This is a genomic window from Streptomyces sp. NPDC004609 (assembly GCF_042873655.1).
Taxonomy (GTDB): Bacteria; Actinomycetota; Actinomycetes; order Streptomycetales; family Streptomycetaceae; genus Streptomyces.
Genome location: NZ_JBIALS010000007.1, coordinates 85,421 through 108,200 on the forward strand (window position 1 = coordinate 85,421; position 22,780 = coordinate 108,200).

18 protein-coding genes are annotated in these 22,780 nt (G+C 71.6%); 6 read left to right on the forward strand and 12 right to left on the reverse strand.

Annotation, left to right across the window (positions count from 1 at the left end):
- Positions 1–24: 24 nt before the first annotated feature.
- A complete protein-coding gene (locus tag ACFYT4_RS09435) occupies positions 25–579 on the reverse strand; it encodes a hypothetical protein (protein WP_389266931.1) in 555 nt (184 codons plus the stop codon).
- Positions 580–983: 404 nt separating this feature from the next.
- On the opposite strand from ACFYT4_RS09435, the gene ACFYT4_RS09440 reads away from it, so the two are divergent.
- Positions 984–1,538, forward strand: coding sequence for a DUF1707 and FHA domain-containing protein (locus ACFYT4_RS09440; protein ID WP_389266932.1), 555 nt, complete (start codon positions 984–986; stop codon positions 1,536–1,538).
- 256 nt (positions 1,539–1,794) lie between these two features.
- Here the strand turns inward: ACFYT4_RS09440 and treY are convergent, their stop codons facing one another.
- On the reverse strand, positions 1,795–4,137 hold the full coding sequence (gene treY / locus ACFYT4_RS09445; RefSeq protein ID WP_389266933.1) for a malto-oligosyltrehalose synthase: 2,343 nt from the start codon (positions 4,135–4,137) through the stop codon (positions 1,795–1,797).
- A gap of 323 nt (positions 4,138–4,460) precedes the next feature.
- Entirely contained in the window at positions 4,461–6,602 is a 2,142-nt protein-coding gene (glgX, locus tag ACFYT4_RS09450; RefSeq protein WP_389266934.1) for a glycogen debranching protein GlgX, read from the reverse strand.
- 356 nt (positions 6,603–6,958) lie between these two features.
- Between glgX and ACFYT4_RS09455 the strand changes: the two genes are divergently transcribed.
- A complete protein-coding gene (locus ACFYT4_RS09455; RefSeq protein WP_389266935.1) occupies positions 6,959–8,191 on the forward strand; it encodes an SAV2148 family HEPN domain-containing protein in 1,233 nt (410 codons plus the stop codon).
- Positions 8,192–8,252: 61 nt separating this feature from the next.
- On the forward strand, positions 8,253–8,999 hold the full coding sequence (locus ACFYT4_RS09460; RefSeq protein ID WP_389266936.1) for a 3'-5' exonuclease: 747 nt from the start codon (positions 8,253–8,255) through the stop codon (positions 8,997–8,999).
- Between the two features lie 115 nt (positions 9,000–9,114).
- On the opposite strand, the gene ACFYT4_RS09465 is transcribed toward ACFYT4_RS09460, so the two are convergent.
- Complete coding sequence (locus tag ACFYT4_RS09465; RefSeq protein ID WP_389266937.1) at positions 9,115–9,966, reverse strand: TetR/AcrR family transcriptional regulator; 852 nt, start codon at positions 9,964–9,966, stop codon at positions 9,115–9,117.
- Positions 9,967–10,192: 226 nt separating this feature from the next.
- On the opposite strand from ACFYT4_RS09465, the gene ACFYT4_RS09470 reads away from it, so the two are divergent.
- Together ACFYT4_RS09470 and ACFYT4_RS09475 are read left to right on the forward strand one after the other, a co-directional pair.
- Positions 10,193–11,803 carry an MFS transporter gene (locus tag ACFYT4_RS09470; RefSeq protein WP_389266938.1) on the forward strand — a complete coding sequence of 537 codons (1,611 nt, stop codon included), beginning with the start codon at positions 10,193–10,195 and terminating at the stop codon, positions 11,801–11,803.
- A 388-nt stretch (positions 11,804–12,191) separates the two neighbouring features.
- A complete protein-coding gene (locus ACFYT4_RS09475; RefSeq protein ID WP_389266940.1) occupies positions 12,192–13,046 on the forward strand; it encodes a phosphotransferase enzyme family protein in 855 nt (284 codons plus the stop codon).
- Between the two features lie 159 nt (positions 13,047–13,205).
- Here ACFYT4_RS09475 and ACFYT4_RS09480 read toward each other — a convergent pair whose 3' ends face one another.
- Positions 13,206–15,479, reverse strand: coding sequence for an MMPL family transporter (locus ACFYT4_RS09480; protein WP_389266941.1), 2,274 nt, complete (start codon positions 15,477–15,479; stop codon positions 13,206–13,208).
- A 216-nt stretch (positions 15,480–15,695) separates the two neighbouring features.
- Here ACFYT4_RS09480 and ACFYT4_RS09485 point away from each other — a divergent pair, with 216 nt between their 5' ends.
- Positions 15,696–16,244, forward strand: a complete 549-nt coding sequence (locus ACFYT4_RS09485) for a DUF1697 domain-containing protein (RefSeq protein WP_389266942.1) — start codon at positions 15,696–15,698, stop codon at positions 16,242–16,244.
- Between the two features lie 70 nt (positions 16,245–16,314).
- Here the strand turns inward: ACFYT4_RS09485 and ACFYT4_RS09490 are convergent, their stop codons facing one another.
- The 7 genes from ACFYT4_RS09490 to ACFYT4_RS09520 all read right to left on the reverse strand — a co-directional run bounded on the left by ACFYT4_RS09490 (position 16,315) and on the right by ACFYT4_RS09520 (position 22,778).
- Complete coding sequence (locus tag ACFYT4_RS09490; protein WP_389266943.1) at positions 16,315–16,509, reverse strand: DUF4236 domain-containing protein; 195 nt, start codon at positions 16,507–16,509, stop codon at positions 16,315–16,317.
- Positions 16,510–16,693: 184 nt separating this feature from the next.
- The gene (locus ACFYT4_RS09495) at positions 16,694–17,245 is read right to left on the reverse strand and encodes a hypothetical protein (RefSeq protein ID WP_389266944.1); all 552 of its coding nucleotides are present in this window, start codon (positions 17,243–17,245) and stop codon (positions 16,694–16,696) included.
- 238 nt (positions 17,246–17,483) lie between these two features.
- The gene (locus ACFYT4_RS09500) at positions 17,484–18,335 is read right to left on the reverse strand and encodes a sirohydrochlorin chelatase (protein WP_389266945.1); all 852 of its coding nucleotides are present in this window, start codon (positions 18,333–18,335) and stop codon (positions 17,484–17,486) included.
- Between the two features lie 8 nt (positions 18,336–18,343).
- Positions 18,344–19,285, reverse strand: coding sequence for an ABC transporter permease (locus tag ACFYT4_RS09505; RefSeq protein WP_389266946.1), 942 nt, complete (start codon positions 19,283–19,285; stop codon positions 18,344–18,346).
- Positions 19,272–20,066, reverse strand: a complete 795-nt coding sequence (locus tag ACFYT4_RS09510; RefSeq protein ID WP_389266947.1) for an ABC transporter ATP-binding protein — start codon at positions 20,064–20,066, stop codon at positions 19,272–19,274. The genes ACFYT4_RS09505 and ACFYT4_RS09510 overlap by 14 nt, the downstream gene beginning before the upstream one ends.
- A 45-nt stretch (positions 20,067–20,111) precedes the next feature.
- A complete protein-coding gene (locus ACFYT4_RS09515; RefSeq protein ID WP_389266948.1) occupies positions 20,112–21,221 on the reverse strand; it encodes an aliphatic sulfonate ABC transporter substrate-binding protein in 1,110 nt (369 codons plus the stop codon).
- A 201-nt stretch (positions 21,222–21,422) separates the two neighbouring features.
- Positions 21,423–22,778 (reverse strand): sulfate adenylyltransferase subunit 1, encoded by a 1,356-nt coding sequence (locus ACFYT4_RS09520; protein ID WP_389266949.1) that lies wholly within the window; start codon positions 22,776–22,778, stop codon positions 21,423–21,425.
- Positions 22,779–22,780 lie beyond the last annotated feature (2 nt).

Below are 22,780 nucleotides of genomic sequence, written 5' to 3' on the forward strand. Positions count from 1 at the left end.
ACTTCCGGGGTGCGGCGACCGTGGTCACGTGCCCTCGTCGTCGAGCGCCCGGTTCGAGGCGTCCGTGAAGGCGCGGAAGGCCGTGTGGAATCCCGCCTCGATCGACGCGTAGTCCGCGAAGCCGAGCGCCTGCCGTGAGACACCGGCGATCCGCAGGCGCATCTCCATCCAGATGGTGACGCGGTCGCAGACGGCCTCGACCGCCGCGGCGACGTAGGCGGGGCCTTCGATCGCCACGACCGAACGCGCGCGCAGCAGCTGGGAATGCGCGGCGGCGGCCTCGTCCTGGAACAGGGCGAGCGCCGCCCGCGTGTCACCCGTCTCCGCGGTCTCATGGGTTCGCCTGACGATGTCGCTGAAGGTGTAGAAGCACTCGGCGAATGCCGCGTAGGCGCCCCGGCGACTGTCGCGGCGGACCCGTACGTGATCGGCGGCGCCCTGTTTTTCGAACTGCTCCTGCTGCTGCCGGAGCTGGGCCAGCAGTCCTCGTACGCTGAATCGCACCGTGACGAGGGCTGCCACAGCGGCCCCCGCAGCGCCGATGACCGCGCCGATCAGTGCGGCGACCCCCTGGTCCATGGGGGCAGTCTGTCCCACCGGGTGCGCCTCCCGCCAGCGGCTCGGGCCCGTCTCCGCCGGACGCACACCTCCCCGAGGAAGCCGGCACGGCACCACGGCCGACCGTGCCGATGCCCGGAGCGCGGCCGAGGGGCCGGACCCGTCTTCGGACCGTCACCGCCGTCGGCGCGGCCGGACCCGCCGGGCGGGGGATGCCCGAAGCCCGCGGCCCCGATCGCGGGCCGCAGGGGTCACATGGGACGGCCCACCGGGAGCCCGGCCGGGGAGCCGACGGCCCATTGTCACCGGCGCGGTTGCGCGTCTGTGACAGAACCGTCGCTTCCGTGCAGGTCAGAAGCCGTCCGCCGGATACGGGCCCTGCGGTTTCCTGGACACTCCGGGCCGGTCGGGCCGACAATTGGCCTGTGACGTCGCCCTCCGAGTTCCACACTCATGCCGTTCCCGCGCGGCCGTCGGACGCCGAGCGGGACCGTGCCGTCAGTGTGCTCAGGGAGGGCGCGGCCCAGGGCAGGCTGTCGCACGACACCTTTCTGCGCCGGATGGAACTGGCCCTGGCCGCCCGCAATCCGGCGGAACTCCAGGCCCTCACCGCCGATCTGCGCACCGACGACGGTGTTTCCCGGCGCGTGGTGCGGGCGGTGGGCGGGGTGTCCGCGTTCTTCGAACGGCTCCGCAGAGCCTGGGCCGCCGAGAAGCTGCCGCCGCTGCTGCTGCCCGAGCCCGGTCCGTACCCGCTGCGGATCGGCCGTGACCCCGCCAACGGACTGCGGCTCAGCCATGAGAGCGTCTCCCGGCTGCACGCCGAACTGAGCCTCCAGAACAGCGTCTGGATCCTGCGCGACCTCGGCTCCACCAACGGCACCACCGTCAACGGCCGGCGCGTCACCGGTTCGGTGCCGGTGCAGGACGGTGACATGGTGGCCTTCGGCCGGATCGGCTTCCGGCTCACCGCGCGCTGACCCGCGTCGGCCGAAGCCCCGGCGGCGGGCGCTCGCGCCCCGGACCGCCCCCGACCCCGTGGCCCCTGACCCCGGACCGCGTCCCCGAGGGCGCCGACACGGTCGCCGCGCGACGCCCCGGACACCTCCGTCCGCCGCCCGCGCGGGCCTGCCGGCGACCCCGCCGAAGTCCCGCCCGCCGTCCCGGCCCAGCACCGCCATCCCGCCCGCCGTCCCGGCTGGGCACCCGCCCGGCGGCACCTACGCACTCCCGCACCTACGCACTCCGGCGTTCCAGCAGCGCCACCGGCCACTCGCCGAACAGCTCCGCCACCCGCACCGGGCCGCCGCCGAAGGTCCGGCCACCCAGCAGATCGGCCCACTGCCCCGGCGGAATCAGCACCTCCGTGTCTCCCCAGCCGCCCGACCGTTCCAGCCGCAGCGACAGCCGGGTGACGGCCGCGACGACCTCGCCCGTACGGCAGTAGGCCAGCGCGTGCCCGGCCGCGGGACCGGTCACCTCCAGCGGCACGTACGTCCCCGAAGCGCCGAAGACCTCCGGCCGCTCACCGCGCAGCCGCAGCGCCACCTGGGTCAGCGCGGTCTTCTCGTTCGCCGGGCCCTCCGCGAACGGCGCGCGGTTGTCCGGGTCCACCAGCGCCAGATACTCCCGCTCCGTGCCCTGGTAGAGATCCGGCACCCCCGGCATCGTCAGATGCAGCAGCGCGGCCCCCAGCGCGTTGGCCCGCGCGTAGGGGTCCAGTTCCCGCGAGAACAGCGCCACCGAGTACAGCGGCGGCCCCGCGGGCCCGGCGCTCACGAAGTCGGTGAGCGCCTTCTCGTAACTCTCGTCCGGCTCCGTCCAGCCGGTGTGCAGACCCGCCTCCCGCGCGCCCTTCAGCAGCGCCGACTGCAACCGCTCCTCGTACGGGAAGCCGAAGCCGAGAGCCGTCTGCCAGGCCACCCACGCCAGCTGGGGATCGGGTGCCCGCCCGCCCTCCAGCCGGCCCGCCTCCTCGCCGACCCGGCGGACGAAGGCGTCCCACCGGTCCGGGCACTCGGACAGCACCGCGATCCGGGTCCGTACATCCGCGCTGCGTTTGGTGTCGTGCGTGGTCAGCACGGTCCCGGTGGTGGGCCAGTCGCGCGCCAGCCGTTCGCAGTACGCGTGGAACTCCCCCGGGGAGACCGCGGGCCGCCCCGGATCGCCGCCGACCTCGTTCGCCGAGAGCAGCGGTGTATAGCGGTAGAGCGCCGTGTCCTCGACCGACTTGGCGCGCAGCGCGGACGCCGTCTGGGCGAACCGGGCCCGGAAGGCTTCGTGGTCCGGCCCGTCACCGAGCCGGCCCAGCGCCAGATCCCGTACGACGTCCACGGCCATGCTCTCCTCGGGGACCGTGAACGCCGCCTTCGCGCTCGCCGCCGCCCGGAGCGTGAGGACGTCCTCGCCGCCGGTGCGGTAGGGGCGGTAGACCGGCACCCGTACGAGCAGTTCGCGCACCGCCGTCCGCAGCGCCCAGGGCGCGTGGTCGCGCAGAGCGGGGTCCGCCGAGCAGATCCGGCCGGCGAGCCGGGTCAACGCGTCCGTCTCGGCGGCCAGTTCACGGGTGACGACCCGGTACGCGGCCCGGCGGACCGTCGCCTCCCAGTAGCCGCCCCGGTCCCCGGGGGGACCGGCGAACTCCCGGAAGAGGGTGACGAGTTCCCCGGCGCCCTCGGGGTCGGTGAGCAGCCCGTCGATCCGCCGCAGCGCGTCGTACCCCGTCGTCCCCGCGACCGGCCAGCCCGGCTGAAGATGCTCGTCCCCGGTGAGGATCTTCTCCACGACGGTCCAGCACGTGCCGCCGGTGGCCTCGTCCAGCCGCCGCAGATACGCCTCCGGGTCGGCGAGCCCGTCCGGGTGGTCGATCCGCAGCCCCTCCACGACTTCGTCCCGGACGAGTTCGAGGATCTTGGCATGGGTGACGTCGAAGACCGCGGGGTCCTCCACGCGCACGCCGATCAGCTCGGAGACGGTGAAGAAGCGCCGGTAGTTCAGCTCGGTCCGGGCCAGCCGCCACCAGCCGAGCCGGTACCACTGCCGGTCCAGCAGCTCCGGCAGCTCCGCGGGGCCCACCTCGTCGGGGACCGGTCCGCGCAGGGGGAAGCGGTGCTCCCCGTAGTGCAGGACGTCCCCCTCGACCCGCATCGCCGCCAGTTCGTCCCCGAACCGGCCGCCGAGCACCGGCAGCAGCACCTTCCCGCCGCCCGCCTCCCAGTCGATGTCGAACCAGCGGGCGTACGGCGACGAGGGCCCCTCCCGCAGCACCTCCCAGAGCGCGGGACTGTGCCGGGGCACCGCGGCCATATGGTTCGGCACGATGTCCACGACGAGCCCGAGCCCGTGCGCCCGCGCCGCGTCGGCCAGCGCTCTCAGCCCCGCCTCACCGCCCAGCTCCGCCCGTACGCGGGTGGGATCGGTGACGTCGTAGCCGTGCGCGGACCCCGGGACGGCCTCCAGCACGGGCGACAGATGCAGATGCGAGACGCCGAGCCCCGCGATGTACGGCACGACCGCGGCGGCTGCGGAGAACGGGAAGGCGGGCTGGAGCTGGAGACGGTAGGTGGAGGTGGGCGTCATGGTGGCGTACGTACCCGCCCCGAGGGGATCTGTGTCATTTCCCCGGCCCGGGTGCGGCCCGATCGGGTGATCCGCGCCCCCGCGCATCCCGCTCCGGAGGCGGGCACGGACCGACCGCGCCCGGCCGGAGGACCCGCCGGGCGCCCGGACAGGGACCGGACAGGGGCCGGACAGGGACCGGCCCGGAGAACCCCGCCGAGCGCCCGGAGAAGGCCCGTGGGGGCCGGGCGGAGGGGCGCCCCGCCCCGGTGAAAGGGTCCGGCACACGCCCCGGGAGTCCACCCGACTGGGGGAGGAGCCCGCCCGTACCGCCCGTACGGCGGCTACGCGGGCCGGCGCAGCACCGTCAGGCTCCGCCCCGCCAGCCGCAGTCGCTCCCCGGCCGCCACCCTCGGGCCCCCGCCCGGCGGAACGCCCTCCTTGCGGGCGGTGTCCACCACCACCTGCCACTGCCGGCCGTGACGTACCGGAACGGAGAAGTCCATTTCGTCCGAGCTCGCGTTGAACATCAGCAGAAACGAGTCGTCGCAGATCCGCTCCCCGCGCGGCCCCGGCTCCGAGATCGCGTTCCCGTTCAGGAACACCGACAGCGCCTTCGCGTGCGCGGCCTGCCAGTCCCGCTGGATCATCTCCTCACCCTCGGGGGTGAACCACGCGATGTCCGTCAGATCGTCGTGCGTGCCCTCCACCGGCCGTCCGTGGAAGAAGCGCCGCCGCCGGAAGACCGGATGATCCCGCCGCAGCCACACCATCGCCCGGGTGAACTCCAGCAGCGTCTGCTCGCCGTCGTCGCCCTCGTCCTCCCCGTCGGCGGCCGGCTCGGGCCACTTCACCCAGGAGACCTCGTTGTCCTGGCAGTACGCGTTGTTGTTGCCCCCCTGCGTACGGGCGAACTCGTCACCGTGGCTCAGCATCGGCACCCCCTGGGAGAGCATCAGGGTCGCGATGAAGTTCCGCATCTGACGGGCGCGCAGCTCCAGCACCGCGGGGTCGTCGCTCTCGCCCTCGGCGCCGCAGTTCCACGACCGGTTGTGGCTCTCGCCGTCGCGGTTGCCCTCGCCGTTGGCCTCGTTGTGCTTCTCGTTGTACGAGACCAGGTCGTGCAGCGTGAATCCGTCATGGCAGGTGGCGAAGTTGATCGACGCCAGCGGCCGGCGGCCGTCGTCCTGGTACAGATCGGAGGAACCGGTCAGCCGGGAGGCGAACTCGGCGAGCGTGCGGGGCTCGCCGCGCCACAGGTCCCGTACCGTGTCGCGGTACTTCCCGTTCCACTCGGTCCACAGCGGCGGGAAGTTCCCCACCTGATAGCCGCCCTCGCCCACGTCCCACGGCTCGGCGATCAGCTTCACCTGGCTGACCACCGGGTCCTGCTGCACCAGATCGAAGAACGACGAGAGCCGGTCCACCTCGTGGAACTGACGGGCCAGCGTCGCCGCGAGATCGAACCGGAAGCCGTCGACGTGCATCTCGGTGACCCAGTACCGCAGCGAGTCCATGATCAGCTGGAGGACGTGGGGACTGCGCATCAGCAGCGAGTTCCCGGTCCCCGTCGTGTCCGTGTAGTGGCGGCGGTCCTCCGAGAGCCGGTAGTACGAGGCGTTGTCCAGACCCCGGAAGGAGAGCGTCGGGCCCAGATGACTGCCCTCGGCGGTGTGGTTGTAGACGACATCGAGGATGACCTCGATCCCCGCCTGGTGCAGTGCCCGTACGGCGTGCTTGAACTCCAGCACCTGCTCGCCCCGGTCGCCCCAGGAGGCGTAGGCGTTGTGCGGGGCGAAGAAGCCGATCGTGTTGTAGCCCCAGTAGTTGCTCAGACCGGCGTCCACCAGCCGGTGGTCGTGGACGAACTGGTGCACCGGCATCAGTTCGAGCGTGGTCACCCCCAGCTCCGTCAGATGGGAGACGACGGCCGGATGGGCGAGCCCCGCATAGGTCCCGCGCAGCTCCGGCGGCAGCTCCGGGTGGAGCATGGTCAGGCCCTTCACATGGGCCTCGTAGATCACCGTCCGGTGGTAGTCCGTCCGGGGCGAGCGGTCGTCGCCCCAGTCGAAGTACGGATTGACCACCACCGAGGTCATGGTGTGCGGCGCCGAGTCCAGGTCGTTGCGGGAGTCGGGCCGCCCGAAGTGGTAGCCGTACACCGGCTCGCCCCAGTCGACGCTCCCGCTCATCGCACGCGCGTACGGATCGAGGAGGAGCTTGGCGGAGTTGCACCGCTGCCCGCCCTCCGGCGTGTACGGGCCGTGCACCCGGAATCCGTACCGCTGACCCGGCATCACCCCCGGCAGATACGCGTGCCGCACAAACGCGTCCGTCTCGCGCAGCTCCACCGCCGTCTCCGAGCCGTCGTCGTGCAGCAGACACAGCTCGATCCGGCGTGCCGCCTCGGAGAAGACCGCGAAATTCGTGCCGGCGCCGTCGTACGTGGCACCGAGGGGATACGCCTGTCCCGGCCAGACCTGCATGGATGAACTCTTCCCCTTCTGATCCGGGTGGGTGGGGGACACAGGGCTCCGGGTGGGTGGGGGCAACAGGGCCCGGATCCCTCCCGAAAGTACCGTGACGGCACTCCGCTCGCCGTGGGCGACGCGGGTCAACGTCCGGTTCGTTCCGTCACCTGGGAGGGGCACGGAGACGGGGCGGAGCGCGGAGCGGGGGGCGTACCACTATGAATCAGCTCACTCCGCCCGATCTCGCCGACCGGAACGTCCTGGTGACGAGGGGTAGTTGGGAAAGGACACCGCCGTTCCGGCTGCACCGCGTCCCGCTGGCGGAGTAGTCTTCCTTGATCGCTGGGTGGGGGATGGGAAGGGGTACGCGTGTGAGCTCGGGAGGGCTGGAGCTACCCCCCGGTGACGGTGGTCACGAGGGGGACTCCGCCGACGTCCCGCCGGGTGCCGTCTCCCTCGCCAGACCGATGGAGATCGGGGCGGAACTGGACTGGGACGCGGACGCCTGGAGCGAGGTGCGCACGCGCGCCCAGCGGGCCGGACGCGCCTATATCTGGCTGAACCTGGTGGAGCAGCGGCTGCGCGCGGTGGTGGCCGCGGTGCTCCGGCCCGTCTACGAGCCGGTCCACGGCGACGACTGGGTCGTGGCCGCGGCGGGCCCGGTCGGCCAGGAGTGGGTGCAGCGGGCGGTCGCCGTACGGGAGGTCTCCCGCCGCAAGGGCTACCTCCTCGACCCCGCGGACGACAATGTCCTGTCCTTCCTCACCCTGCCCCAGCTGCGCGAGCTGATGGTGCAGCACTGGCCCTGCTTCGAGCCGTACTTCGACGACCGGCGCGATGTGGAGCTGGCGCTCGACGAGCTGGAGGTCGCGCGGAACGTGGTCTCCCGCAACCGCGCGCTGAACGAGGCCGTCCTCGCCCAGGCCGAACGGGCCTCCTCGCGGCTGCTGGAGATACTCGGCAGCGGGGCCGGCGTCCCGTCCTCCGACCGCCTGCCCGTCGACGCCGTCGAGGAACTCGTCGGTGACCGGTACGCGGATGTGGTCTCCGTCCATCCCGACCGGGTCAGACTCCAGCGCCAGATCCCGGCCGAGGACCTCTTCGGCGGCGCACGCCGTCTCGACGCCATCGGCATCGGCCTCAACCTCCTCGTCCAGAACTTCTCCGGCCGAAGACTCATCCGCCTCGCCGAGTCGGGAGCGCGGGTCCGGCTCCTCTTCCTCAATCCGGCGAGCAGCGCGGTCAAGCGGCGCGAACGCGAACTCGGCATAAAAAAGGGCGAGCTGAGCCGCACGGTGGAGATGAACATCCTCCATATGCGCCGGGTCAGGTCCCGGCTCAGGGACCCCGGCGCCTTCGAGATCCACGTCTTCGACGAGACGCCCCGTTTCACGGCCTATCTCGTCGACGGCGACGGCCCCGACGGGCTCGCCGTCGTCCAGTCCTATCTGCGCAGGGCCCGTGGTATGGAGGCGCCCGTCCTGGTGCTGCGGGGCGGCGGCCGGGCGGTGGTCCGGGCGGGGGACGACCCCGAGCACGGCCTCTTCCAGACCTACCGCGAGGAGTTCGAGTCGGTCTGGGCCGACTCCCGCCCGGTCTCCTGAGTTGTCAGTGCCGCGTGGGAGGGTGAGTGAGCAACGGGGACATGAGGAGGGGTGGTCCACGATGACCTGGCATCAGGAACCGCTGGTCGGCTTCGATCTGGAGACGACGGGCACCGAGCCGCTGGAGGCCCGGATCGTCACCGCGGCGGTCGTCCGCGTGGGGGTCGGCGAGCCGCCCGTCCGCCGCGTCTGGCTCGCGGATCCCGGGATCCGCATCCCCGCGCAGGCGTCCGCGATCCACGGCATCAGCAGCGAGCGCGCCGCCTCGGAGGGCCGCCCGGCGCGGGAGGTCGCCGACGAGGTCGCGACCGCGCTGTGCGACGAGTGGTCGCGAGGCGTACCGGTCGTCGCGTACAACGCGGCCTTCGACCTGACCCTGCTCTCCGCGGAGCTGGACCGGTACCGCCTGCCCTCCCTGACCGACCGTCTCGGCGGCCGTGAGCCCGGGCCGGTGATCGACCCTTACACCATCGACCGCGCGGTCGACCGCTACCGCAAGGGCAAGCGCACCCTCGAAGCGGTGTGCGAGGAGTACGGCGTGCCGCTGGCCTCGGCCCACGACGCCACCGCGGACGCCGTCGCGGCGGTGGCGGTGGCCCGCGCGGTGGCCGTCCGCCACCCGTCCGTGGCCGCGCTCACCCCGCGCGAGCTGCACGACCGCCAGATCCGCTGGTACGCGGAGTGGGCCCGCGACTTCCAGTCCTTCCTCCGCCGCAAGGGCAACCCCTCGGCCACCATCCCCCCTTCCTGGCCCCTCCATCCCCTCCCCGCGCCCTCCACCTCCCCCGGAGCGTCACGACGCCCGTGAGCGCGACACCCGGCGCTGCCCACTGTCATGGACGGGGTCGTAGGACGGGTCTGCCGGTGGTGACGGACCGAAGTCGGGTGTCGAGACGCGAGCCCTCGGTGCGCGCTGTCGTCCGCTACCCGATGCCGCGCCGTGCGAGGTCGGCGGCGATGCCGTCCAGGACGCCGGCCAGCCCCGAGGCGAAGAGGGCATCGAGGTCCCAGGGGTCGGCGCCCGCGCGCATCGCGGGGCCGAGCCGTGGGTACGCGCCGGGCTCGAAGAGCGAACTGCCTGCTTGTCCCGCGCTGTTCGCCGCGCGACGGCCGGAATTCCGAGCCTGCCGTTCAGCCTCCACGTCGCTGACATAGGTCAGGGCCACCCCCTGCACGTAGGAGGCGAACATGAACATGTAGCGGAAGGCGTCGGCGGGTTCGAGGCCGAGTCCGTCGAAGGCGGAGAAGGCGCTCTCGCTGTCCGCGGCGAGTGCCCGGCTGGAGTGCGTGCGAGTCGTCACGAGGACCTTCGACAGGATCCATGGATGACGGTGGTACAGCTCCCAGTCGCGGTGGGCGGCCCGTTCGAGACCGTGTCGCCAGTTCCGCGCCGGGGTGTCGGGCAGCAGGACTTCGGTCAGCGCGGCCTCCACCATCAGGGCCACGAGGTCGTCCTTGGACGCGACGTGCCGGTACAGGGCCATGACGCTTGAGCCGAGCTCGGTGGCGACCCGCCGCATGGAGAGTGCGTCGAGCCCCTCCGCGTCCGCGATGGCGATCCCGGCCCGCGTGATGCGTCCGGCGGTCAGCTGAGCTGTGCCGACCTCGTCCTTCGGGGCACGGTTCGCCGTGCTGCTCGCCTGTGCGGGCTCCGCCGTCTTTCGTGCGCGGTAGGCGCGCGCCCGGCAGGCAGGGGAACAGAAGCGCCGCGGCCGCCCGCGTTTCGCGGCTTCCAGCCCCTTCCCGCAGATGGTGCAGATCATCTGCTCCGGCATGACCCACTCCTTTTTGTCACACACTCCCATGCGTGACGAAATCCTAGCCCACCGGCGAGCCGTACGGCTTCATCACACGTGGTTGAGGGCTCCAGAACCGACTTGTCGCCGAAGGTATCCCTGTGCGTATGCTGTACATCCCGACGCGTACTAAGTACGCCAGTGTGACGTAATTAATCCGGCCGATCCGCCTCAGCCGTCGGCCAAGGGAGCACGAGTGAAGGACATGACCGAAGCAAGCAAGAAAGCCGACACCCGGCAATGGATCGGACTCGCTGTCCTGGTGCTGCCGTGCGTGCTGGCCTCCATGGACATGTCCATCATGTTCGTCACCCTCCCGTCTCTGACGGCCGACCTTCAGCCCAGCGGTTCACAACTGCTGTGGATCATGGATTCGTACGGGTTCCTGCTGGCCGGCCTGCTCATCACGATGGGCACCCTCGGAGACCGGATCGGGCGGCGGCGAGTACTGCTGACCGGCGCCGCGGCCTTCGGGCTCGCCTCGGTCCTGGCGGCCTACTCGACCGGCCCCGGGATGCTCATCGCCACCCGCGCCCTCATGGGTATCGCGGGAGCCTCGCTGGCCCCCTCCACCCTCTCCCTGATCCGGAACATGTTCCATGACGAACGCCAGCGGGCCACCGCCGTCGGCGTGTGGACGGCCGGTTTCGCCGGCGGAGCCATCATCGGCCCGATCATCGGCGGTCTGCTCCTTGAGCACTTCTGGTGGGGCTCGGTCTTTCTGATCAACGTCCCCGTGATGATGCTGCTGCTGGTCCTCGGACCACTGGTGCTGCCCGAGTACCGCGCCACCGAGCCGGGACGCTTCGACCTGCCCGGTGCCCTGCTGTCCCTGACAGCAGTCCTTGCCTTGATCTACGGCATCAAGACGACGGCGGAACACGGCTTCGACTGGACCGGGGTCGGGTGCGCGGCCGCCGGACTGGGTGCGGGAGCCCTGTTCGTCCGCCGACAGCGCGCGGCCACCCATCCGATGATCGACCTCGCGCTGTTCCGCACCCGCCACTTCAACGTGCCGCTGCTCATCGACGCCCTGGCGACCTTCGCCTTGGTCGGATTCTCCCTGTTCAACTGGCAGTTCATGCAGTTCGTCCTGGGCATGGGCCCGTTGGAGTCGGCCCTGTGGTCCGTGCCCACCTTTCTCGTGATGCCCGTGGGCATCGGGCTGGCCACCGCGATGGCGCCGCGGTTCGGCAAGCCGAATGTGATGGCCGCCGGGCTGACAGTGGCTGTCGCCGGCTACCTCGCCCTGGCACTGATCCAGGCCGACTCGGGCATCGTCCACCTGGTGAGTGCCCTGTCCGTGGTCTCCATCGGGATCGCGGGCGTGGCCGCTGTGGTCACCGAAGTGATCCTGTCCGCCGCGCCGCCGGAGCGGGCCGGAGCGGCCTCGGCCTTGGCTGAGACCTCCGCCGAGTTCGGCGGTGCGCTCGGCATCGCGGTCCTGGGCAGCATCGGCACCGCCGTCTACAGCGCGCGGATGGGATCACAGGCCCCCGCCGGCCTCACTCCCGAGCAGCAGGCAGCGGCAGCGGAAACCCTCGGCGGCGCGGTCGACACCGCCACGACCCTGCCGCACCGGACCGGGGAGGCTCTGCGTGAGGTGGCCTTCGAAGCCTTCAGCCACGAGATGAGGATCGCCGCCGTCGCCAGCGTCGTCGTCACGGCCGGCGGAGCCCTTCTCATCGCCTCCCTGCGCCGCACCGCCAAACGGCCCGGTGCCCTGGTCGCCCCGGCATCGGGTGCGGAGCGCACGACGGGACACGGTGGCCTGGACGAGGTCGGCGAACTCCCCGCCGGGACGCCCACGTCATGACAACGTCATCGTTCAGGGCGATGATGAAGCTCCCGTGCCGCTGCCGGACGGCATCACCCGGAAAGAGTCGACGCTGTTCGGTCGGCCCGGAGAGCCGGTCCGGATCAGGCGCCCTTTACCGGAAGGCTGCAGGGCGGGGGGAACCCCGCCCTGCGAAACACGAAGACCGAGCCCGGGCCCGTGCGGACGCTCGCCTGGGAGGCAGCGCCGCCGAAGACATGCAGGGCGGCGAATGCGAAGTCTCCCCACCCCTCCACGAGGCACCCGCACTGTCGTCAAGGGAAGTCCCCGTCCGGCGCCTGAGGACGGACCCGAGGGACGGGCGCACCGCCCCAGGATGGGAGAATGCCCCCATTCGTACTGGTGAAGGCAGGAGCACGCGCGGCACATGGACCCATCACGCGCCCTCGACGTACTGACCGCGGCCCGGCTGCACGCCCCCGGCGCCACCCTCCTCGCCCTCGGCGAGAACGCGGTGTTCGCGGCCGGCGACCTCGTCGTCAAGATCGGCCGCTCCGACGAGCTCCTGCCCCGCGCCGAGCGCGAACTCGCCATCGGAGCGTGGCTCGCGGACCAGGACGTCCCCGCCGTCCGCCCCGCCGAACCGGCCGCGCGGCTCGTCGACGGCCACCCCGTGACCGTCTGGCACCGCCTCCCGGACGCCGTCCGCCCCGCGGAACCCGCCGACCTCGCCCTGCTGCTGCGGCAGGTGCACGCCCTGCCCGAGCCCGGCTTCCCGCTGCCGCGGCGAGAGCTGCTCGGCGGCGTGGAGCGCTGGCTCCGGCTCGCCCAGGACGCGATCGACCCCGCCGACGCGGCGTATCTGCGGGCCCGCCGCGACGGTTTCGCCGAGGCGTCGGCCGCGCTGACCCCCCATCTGCCGCCCGGCCCGATCCATGGCGACGCCCTGCCCCGCAATGTGCACATCGGCCCCGGCGGACCGGTCCTCGTGGACCTGGAGACCTTCTCGTCCGACCTCCGCGAACACGACCTCGTGGTCATGGCGCTCTCCCGTGACCGGTACGGTCTCGCCCCGGAGGCGTACGACTCCTTCACCCGGACCTACGGCTGGGACGTGCGCGAGTGGGAGGGCTGCGCGGTCCTGCGGGGCGCGCGGGAGACCGCGAGCTGCGCCTGGGTGGCTCAGCACGCGGTCACCAACCCGAAGGCGCGCGAGGAGTTCGTACGCCGGGTGAACTCACTGCGCGACGACGAGCCCGAAGTCCGCTGGCACCCGTTCTGACCGGATCCGCCCTCACGGCCCGGATACACGCCGGACCGAACGCACGTGCCGGCCACCGGACGCCGACGGCCGGGCGCTCCGGACGCCGGGGCGGGCCGGGCCCGACGCACGTAACGGAGTGCGGGACCCCGGAAGGCCCCGCACCCCGTTACGTCCGCCCTAGACGCTCACCCGGGCGCGGTGGTCGTCGTCGTCATGGCCCTCCGGCTCGTGGAGCGCGTCCCGTGGCGACGGCTCGTCGTGGGTCAGGTCGGGCAGCCAGTTGAGCCACTTCGGGAAGTACCAGTTCTTGTCCCCGAGCAGGGCCATGATCGCCGGGAGGAGGACACCGCGGATGATCGTGGCGTCGATGAGCACCGCCGCCGCGAGGCCGACGCCCATCTGCTTCATGGACTGCATGGAGAGCGTGCCGAAGATCGCGAAGACGGCGACCATGATGACCGCCGCGCTGGTCACGACACCCGCCGTGGTGACGACACCGTGGGTGATCGCGTCGCGGGTGGTCCGGCCCTGGGTCTTCGCCTCACGGATCCGGGACACCACGAACACGTGGTAGTCCATCGAGAGCCCGAACAGGATCACGAACAGGAAGAGCGGCAGCCAGGCGACGATGGCCCCGACGCCCTCCGCGCCCACCAGCGAGGCGCCCCAGCCGTGCTGGAAGACCGCCGTGAGGATGCCGTACGCCGCGCCGACCGACAGGAGGTTGAGCACGATCGAGGTGACCGCGATGGTCAGCGAGCGGAAGGAGAGCAGCATCAGGACGAAGGCGAAGACGACCACGAAGGCGAAGACGGGCGCCACGGACCCGGAGAGCTGGTCGTTGAAGTCCTTCGAGCCGGCTACCTGGCCGGTGATGGGCGCCTCCACGCCGTCCGCCTTGCCGAGGGTCGCGGGCCGTACCTCCTCGCGGAGGATCCGCAGGCTCTTCTCCGCCTCGTCCTGGTCCGAGCCGCCGATCAACGGGACGGAGATGAAGGCCACGTTCTGCTCGTCGTGTGTGACGACCTCCACGGGACCCTGCGACGCGCCGGAGCTGACCGCCCGCTTCCGGAAGTCGGCGACCGCCTGCTTGACGGACGGGGCGTTGATGTCGTCCGCCCTGACGACGACCTGCGCCGGGTCCGCGCCACCGGGAAAGGCTTCGTTGAGCCGCTGGTACGTCGCCACGATCGGCACCGAGTCGCCGAACTCCTGGTCCAGCGTGAGTTCCTGGGTCTTCATGCCGATGGCGGGCAGCGCCACCGCCGCCAGCGCGCCCGCGGCGACGACCAGGGAGACCACGGGCCGCTTCAGCACCCCGCCGAGGACCTTGCTCCAGAACCGGCTCCCGGAGCCGTCCGAGCCCTGGGCACCCCGCTTCAGACGGTTGAGGAACGGGACCCGCCCCTTCTCCACCCGGTCACCGAGCAGGGAGAGCAGCGCGGGAAGCACCGTCACGGAACCCACCATCGCCACCGCGACCACGATCAGCGACGCCAGACCCATCGACTCGAACTCGCCGATCCCGGTGAAGAGCATGCCGGCCATGGCGACGCACACGGTCACCCCGGAGACGACGATGGCCCGGCCACTGGTCGCCGCCGCGATCTGCATCGCCGTATGGGCGTCCCGCCCTGCGGCCCGCTCCTCGCGCTCGCGCCGGAGGTAGAAGAGGCAGTAGTCGACGCCGACGGCCAGACCGACCAGCAGCATCACCGAGTTCGCGGTGTCGCTCATCGGCATCCAGTGGCTGACGACTCCCACCAGCCCCATGGTCGCGATGATCGCCGTGATCGCCAGGAGCACCGGCACCAGGGCGGCCACCAGCGCGCCGAACGCGATCAGCAGAATCCCGAACGCGACCGGCACCGCCGAGAACTCCGCCTGCTGGAAGTCCTTCCCGAACGCCTCGTCGAACGTCTTGTTCATGCTGGCGTCACCGATCTCCTCGATGCGCAGCTCCTGGTGCCGGTCCTGCACTCCGGAGACCGCCTTCAGGACCGGGTCGATCCGTTTCGCGGCCGTATCGGCGTCCCCGCGCACATCGAACTGGACGAGCGCGCTGCGCCCGTCCTTGGAGATGGTCCCGGTGGTGTACGGGGAGGTCACCTCCGTCACCTCACCGGTGGCGTCCACCGCCTTCATCACCTCGTCGACGGCGGACCGGAACTGCGGATCCGTCGCCTTGAGGGTGCCTCCCCGCGCCTGGATCAGCACGCTCTCACCGGCGGCTCCCTCGATACCCGCGGCCTCGATGATCTTCGCCGCCTGGGTGGTCTCCCCCTTGAGCTGGTCGCTGTCCTTGATGTCCACACGACCAGCGGCCGAACCGGCCACCGTCGCCAGCAGGACGAACAGCACCCAGATGCCCACGGCGGCCCATCGGTGCCGTGCGCTCCAGCCTCCGGCACGCGCGGCCAGCCCGCGCGGTCCGCTCCCGGTCTTCCCCATGACAGCGTCTGCCTCTCGTGGCGTCGAACCGGCGCGACGCCGGCGTCTCAGCAATGACGCTAGAGGCAGCCGCTGATCCATTCGTCCTGCTCACCGGTGACTCCGGGGACGGTGATCTCCTCCGCTGGGACGGCCGGATCCCCGACAACAAAAGTGAAGGCCCCTTACATGCATCTGGGTGCCCGTCAGAAGGGGCCGTCGGCCTAGGGTGTGACCATGAGTACGAGATACGCGGCCCTGCTCAGGGGTATCAACGTCGGCGGTCACCGAAAAGTGCCCATGGCCGCGCTCCGCGAGGTGCTGGAGGACGTGGGTTTCAGTGGTGTCGCCACCTATCTCCAGAGCGGAAACGCCGTCTTCACCAGCGACTCCGCCGACGAGCGCGCGCTGGCGCGGACCCTGGAGCAGGGGATCGAGAAGCGGTTCGGCTTCACCGTCGACTGTCTGGTTCGTGACGCCGCCTATCTTCGGGCGATCGCCGACGACTGCCCTTTTCCGGCCGCCGAGCTGGAGGCCAGGCAGTTGCACGTCACCTATTTCTCCGAAGGGGTCGACCCCGAGAGATTCGCCGCGATCGACCGGGCCGCGTTCGCACCGGAGGAGTTCCGGCTCGGCGAGCGCTCCCTCTATCTGTACGCTCCGGACGGCCTGGGCCGCTCCAAGCTCGCCGACGTCCTCGCGAGGCCGGGTCTCACCAGGGGGATCGTTGCCACCAGCCGCAACTGGAACACCGTCGTCAAACTGGTGGAGCTGACCGCGGACTGAGACGCCCGCCCACCGGCCGGAACACGGCCTCCCCTCGGGACCGCGCCGGACGCCCGGAGGCGTACGCGCGTCAGCGGCGGCGGCGCGAGTCCCTGCGCCAGGTGAAGCCGCCGGGCAGCCGGACCGCGGCGCTGCGGCGGCCGTGGCTGTCGCGCGTGATGTGCGCGCGGCGTCCGCCGAACGACCAGGACCAGCCGTGCGAGCTGATGTTGAGGTGCAGCACCCTGGGGATCAGCGTGATCCGCTTGTGGTAGTAGAACGACATGTCGGCCTCCTTGTCTCGATGGTGCGCCAACCGCGACCCGCGGCCGTCACCGCACCGCTACGAATGTGTCACCGAGCCCGCGGAGGGTCGGTCGCGACCGCGGTGAACCCCGTGATCGCGCCCCTGGTGGACCTGCTGCCCGCCCCCGGCCGCTCACGGCCCGCCGGCGGCACCTCCGCCGGGTTCAGGACCCCGGCGCGGAGGGGGTGACCGGCGGCAGCTGCGGTGCCGCCGCGATCGGCGGCGGGGACGCGGGCGGCGGGAGCTCGGTCAGGACGAGGGCGCTCGACGGGATGGCCGCCCGGATGTCGAGCAGAGTGACCAGAGCCGCGTGGAGCTGCTCGACCCCCTCGTACGCCTGGTGCGCCAGGACCAGTCGGGCCTGGGTCTCCAGATGCTGCCACGCGTAGCGTCTGCGCAGATTCGCCACCTGCCGGGCATCGGCGCGGAAGAAGGTCGACCCGGCCGAGAACCCCGCCGACAGAAGCGCCAGCACCGCCGCCGGAACGCGCGCTCCCGGGGCGGCCAGTCCGGCGGCCCCGGAGATCCCCGCCAGCACGGCGGCGGGGAAGCCGAGGCAGATGTACGTCGCGTTCCACAGCTTGCTGCGCCGTTGGGCGCGTCTGGCTCCGATACGGGCCTCTTCGACGACCAGGCCCACCTCGGTACGCAGATGAAGCAGCCGCGCGTCGGCGTGGTCGCCGGGCGCGGCCGGATCGGGAGTGCTGTCCGCCACGGTTCCCCCTGTCCGCCCGTGGACACGGAAGCCTACCGGGCGCCGGGGGAGCGTTTCCCCGCCCGGGACGCGGTCGATCCCTCGCCGGGGGACCGGAGCGTACGGGACGGGTGCGGCCGACCCGTACCGCCGGAGTGAGACCGCCGCCCCTGACGCGTACCGCCGGGGGACGGACCGCCGGGCCGTCCGTCGGCGTGCGCCCCGCCGGCGCGCACTCGGCCCCGCCCGCACCGGCGCGTCAGGCAGGGACCCCGAGCCGCAGGGAACGCTCAGGTGACAGCTCCGGGGCGAGCGCCTGCTCGTAGCGCTCCAGCAGCAGCCGGGCCAGCTCGGGCGAGGGACCGAGGACATCCGCGAGGACATCGGCGTCCCGCGCGCCCGCGGCGATCCGGTCGGGGAGGCGGCCGGGGGCGATGACGTAAGGGGCCACCGCCACCCGCGCGCAGCCGTCGGCCCGCAGGGAACGCACGGCGTCCTCGGTGCGGGGGAAGCCCCCGGGTGAGACAGCGGAGGCGAACGCAGGCCGCACGGCACACCAACCGGTGTGCCTCAGCTCCCGCGCCATGTCTGCGATCACTGCGATCGCCTCCGGGTCCGTGGAGCCCGCCGAGGCCAGGACGAGCCCGGTCGAGCGTGTGCCGGCCGGGCCGAGCCCGGCCTCGTACAGCCGCCGCTCCAGCGCCGCGAGCAGCAGGGGCGAGGGGCCGAGCACCTCCGCCTGCCGGATGCGCAGCCTCGGCAGGCGGACCGACGCCTCGTGCAGGACGGCGGGGATGTCGGACTTGGCGTGGAAGGCGCGCGTCAGCAGCAGCGGCAGCGCCACCACCTCCGTCACCTCACCGGCCGTTCCGCCGCCCGGTCGCCCGCCGCCCGCCCGTCCCCGGCCGGTAGCGCTCCCCGCCGCCTCGGCGTCGGCGGCGAGCCGCTCCAGCACCCTCGGCACGGACGGCGCGTTGAAGTCCAGGAAACCGGTCTCCACCCGCAGCCCCGGGCGCAGCGACCGGACCCGGCGCACCAGGGCGTGGACGGTCGCCGCGTGCCGCGGGTCGCGGCTGCCGTGGGCGACGACGAGAAGGACGGGAGGGCGCATGGGCGGGCTCAGTTCTTGACCAGGAGACCGCGGCCCCGCAGAACCGCGCGCTCCAGCGGACTGAAGATCAGCAGATCGATGGCGATACCGACGGTCAGGATCAGCAGGATCGCCAGGAACACCCCGGGCATGTCCGAGTTGTTGCGGCCGTTCTCCAGCAACTGGCCGAGCCCCAGCCCCAGATCGGGCGACGACGCGATGATCTCCGCCGCCATCAGGGACCGCCAGGAGAACGCCCAGCCCTGCTTGAGACCCGCCACATAGCCGGGCAGCGCGGCCGGCATCACGATGTGCCAGGTGCCCTTGAGCCCGGTGGCGCCCATCGTGCGTCCCGCGCGCAGGAAGAGCGGCGGGACCTGGTCGACGCCGGAGACCAGACCGTTGGCGATCGAGGGCACCGCGCCCAGCAGGATCACCGCGTACATCATCTGGTTGTTGAGGCCGAGCCAGATCACCGCCGGCGGCACCCAAGCGACCGACGGCAGCGACTGGAGACCCGACAGGATCGGCCCGATCGCGGCCCGGACGAACGTCACCCGGGCGACCAGCAGTCCGAGCGGCGTACCGATCGCGAGCGCGAGCAGGAAGCCGAGGAGGCCGCGCGAGATGCTGGTCCACACGATCTCCAGCAGGGTGCCCTGGAGCCACAGGTCGGACACGCTGTCCCACACCGCGGACGGCGCGGGCAGGCTGCCCTCGTCGGTGACCTCCGCCCACACCAGTACCTGCCAGACGACCAGCACCAGCGCCACCGCCACCACCGGCGGCAGCACCTTCTTCAGCAGCACCTGGCGCAACGGTGTCCGCTGGGCCTGGACGGTGTCCAGCGCGTCGAGGCCCGCCTCCAGCCCCGCGAGGTCGTGCGCGGAGCCAGCCGTAGACGCAGACCCGGACCGGGGATCGGGTTCCTGGGGCTGCGCGTCCTTGGCCGAGGTGTCAGTGCTGGCCATGTCGGCGGATCTCCCCACGCAGTTCTTCGGTGATCTCGATGGACAGCTCCGCCACCGCGGCGTCCTCGATACGGCGCGGCTGCTCGATGCCGACCGTCCACTCCCGGGCGATACGGCCCGGCCGGGACGACAGCAGGATCACCCGCTCGGCCAGCCGCACGGCCTCGCGGACGTTGTGCGTCACGAACAGCACCGACAGCCGCGTCTCCCGCCAGATCCGGGTCAGCTCGTCGTGCAGCACATCCCGGGTGATGGCGTCCAGCGCCGCGAACGGCTCGTCCATCAGCAGCAGCTGGCTGTCCTGCGCCAGCGCGCGGGCCAGCGCCACCCGCTGACGCATACCGCCGGACAGCTCGTGCACCCGCTTGCGGTACGCGCCACCGAGCCGTACGAGTTCGAGCAGCCGCTCGGCCTCGGTGCGCCGCTCGGCCTTGGCGACCCCGCGCAGCCGCAGCGCGAGTTCGATGTTCTTGCCCGCGGTCAGCCACGGGAACAGCGCGTGCTCCTGGAACATCAGCGCGGGCCGCCCCCCGGGGGTCTCGATGGACCCCGCGGAGGGCGCGTCCAGACCCGCGACCAGATTGAGCAGGGTGGACTTTCCGCAGCCCGAGGCGCCCAGGAGGGTGACGAACTCGCCGGGGGCGACATCGAGGGTGATGTCGTCCAGGACGAGCTGCCGCCCCGCGGGGCCCGCGAAGGACTTCGAGACATGCTCGATACGGGCGGCGTGCCCGGCCGTCGTACGGGCCTCGGCCGGGTCCTTGGTGAGGGTGCTGGCCATGGTCGTCACCTCCTGGGTCAGTGGCTGCGAGGGGTCGTTCGGCGTCTACCGGGCGCCGAGACCGGCGTCGGAGGCCGCGGGCTTGCCGTCGGCCTTCAGGACCTTGTTCAGCGCCGTCAGGTCGTAGATGCCCTTGAGGTCGGGCTGCTCCAGCAGACCGGCCTTCACCGCGTGGTCCGCCTGCGCCTGGAGCGTCGAGGCCAGCGGGTCGTCCAGGAACCGGATCGACGCCCACGCCGGGTCGAGGATCTGTGCCGGCAGCTCCTTGCCGGTGAGCGCCTTCAGCTTGGCGTTGGCGGACGCCTTGGCCCGGTCCGGGTTGGCGGTGATCCAGGCGTTCGTCTTCACCGAGCCGCGCACCACGGCCTCCACGACGTCCGGGTGCTCCTTGAGGAACTTCTGCGACACGATGATGTGGGTGATCACGAACTTCTTGTCCGGCCAGATCGTCGCCTCGTCGAGCAGCACCTTCGCACCCTGGGCGACCAGCCTGGACGCGGTCGGCTCCGGCACCCAGGCGCCGTCGACGGAGCCGGACTTGTAGGCGTCCGGGGTGATCTTGTTGTCCGTACGGACCACGGAGACATCGCCCTTGCCGCTCTGGGCGTCCGTCTTCCAGCCCTTCTCGGCGATCCAGTTGAGGAACGCGACGTCCTGTGTGTTGCCGAGCTGGGGTGTGGCGATCTTCTTGCCCTTGAGATCGTCCAGGGTCTTGATCTTCTCGGGGTTGACCACCAGCTTGACCCCGCCGGACGCGGACCCGGCGACGATCCGCAGATTCCTGCCCTTGGACTTGGTGAAGCCGTTGATGGCCGGCGAGGGGCCGATGAAGCCGATGTCGATCGCGCCCGCGTTCAGCGCCTCGATCTCCGAGGGGCCCGCGTTGAAGGTGGTCGACTTGATCTGGGTGCCGCCCAGTTCCTTCTGGAGGATGCCCTCCTGCTCACCGACGAGAGCGGTGGCGTGCGTCAGGTTCGGGAAGTAGCCGAGCTTCACGGTGTCGGACGAGAGCTTCTCGCCCTTGGCGGCCGGGGCGGTCTTGTCGTCCTTCTTCGCGTCGGAGCCGTAACCGCACGAGGCGAGCGCGCCGATCAGCAGCGGGAGTGCGGCGGCGACGGCGATACCGCGGCGCAGGGTGGTACGGGTGGCAGGCACGGGAGGGTTTCCTCTCGGAGGCCCCGGCGGTCACGCTCGTGGTGCGTGGCCGGGAAGTCGGCGGTTAACGGTCTTCGTCGGTGGCGCGGGTCGTACGCAGGGGTCATCGCGCACATCGCGTGACACCCCCCGAGCCGGCGCCGAGGGTGCCGCTGCCCACCCGGCCGCCCTCCTTCGCGAACGTCGCGAACACATCGGTCATCAGAAGTTCCATTCGCTGTCGTCTGCGGAGGAGCCGTCGGCCGGTACGGACTTCGCGGCGGTCGCGAACGAGTCGCCCGCCATGCCGGCCGCCAGCGTGGTGCCGTCGGCCGGGTCGATCAGGAGGAAGGAGCCGGTGCGGCGGGAGTCGGCGTACGAGTCCAGCGCCAGCGGTTCGGCCGTACGCACCCGCACCAGGCCGATGTCATTGGCCACCAGCCGCCCCGGGTCGGGGTGCTGGGACAGATCGTCGAGGGTGAGCCGCGACGGGATCTCCTTGACGATCGCCTTGACCGTACGGGTGGTGTGCTTCAGCAGCACCCGCTGGCCCACCGTCAGCGGCTGGTCGGCGACATGGCACACCGTCGCCTCCACGTCCTGCGTGGTCGCGGGCGCGTCACCGCTCGGCACGATCAGATCGCCCCGCGAGATGTCGATGTCGTCCTCCAGCAGGAGGGTCACGGACTGCGGCGTCCAGGCGATGTCCACGGCCTCGCCGAGCAGATCGATCCCGGAGATCTTCGAGACGCGGCCCGACGGCAGTACGGTCACGCTCTCGCCGACCCGGAACGTGCCCGCGGCGATCTGGCCCGCGTAACCCCGGTAGTCCGGGTGCTCGGCCGTCTGCGGACGGATCACGTACTGCACCGGCAGCCGGGCGTGGCAGGCCGTCAGATCGTGGCTGGAGGGCACGGTCTCCAGATGCTCCAGCACCGTGGGACCGCCGTACCAGTCCATGTTCGCCGACGCCTCCACCACATTGTCACCGGCGAGCGCCGAGATCGGGATGGCCGTGATCTCCGGTACGCCGAGCTCGCTCGCGTACGCGGTGAACTCCTCGGCGATGGCCGCGAACACGGACTCCTCGTACCCGACCAGGTCCATCTTGTTGACCGCCAGTACCACATGCGGCACCCGCAGCAGCGCGGCGACCGCGGCATGGCGGCGGGTCTGCTCGACGACGCCGTTGCGCGCGTCGACCAGGACGACCGCCAGTTCGGCCGTGGAGGCGCCCGTCACCATGTTCCGGGTGTACTGCACATGGCCCGGGGTGTCGGCGAGGATGAACCGCCGGCGCGCGGTGGCGAAGTAGCGGTACGCCACATCGATGGTGATGCCCTGCTCCCGCTCGGCGCGCAGCCCGTCGGTGAGCAGCGCCAGGTCCGGCGCGTCCTGGCCGCGCGAGCGGGAGGCGTGCTCGACGGCCTCCAGCTGATCGGTCAGCACCGACTTGGAGTCGTGCAGCAGCCGCCCCACCAGGGTGGACTTGCCGTCGTCGACGGAGCCGGCGGTCGCGAAGCGCAGCAGGGTCGTCGCGGACAACTGCTCCGTCAGCTGCTCGGTGGAGTTGCTCATGG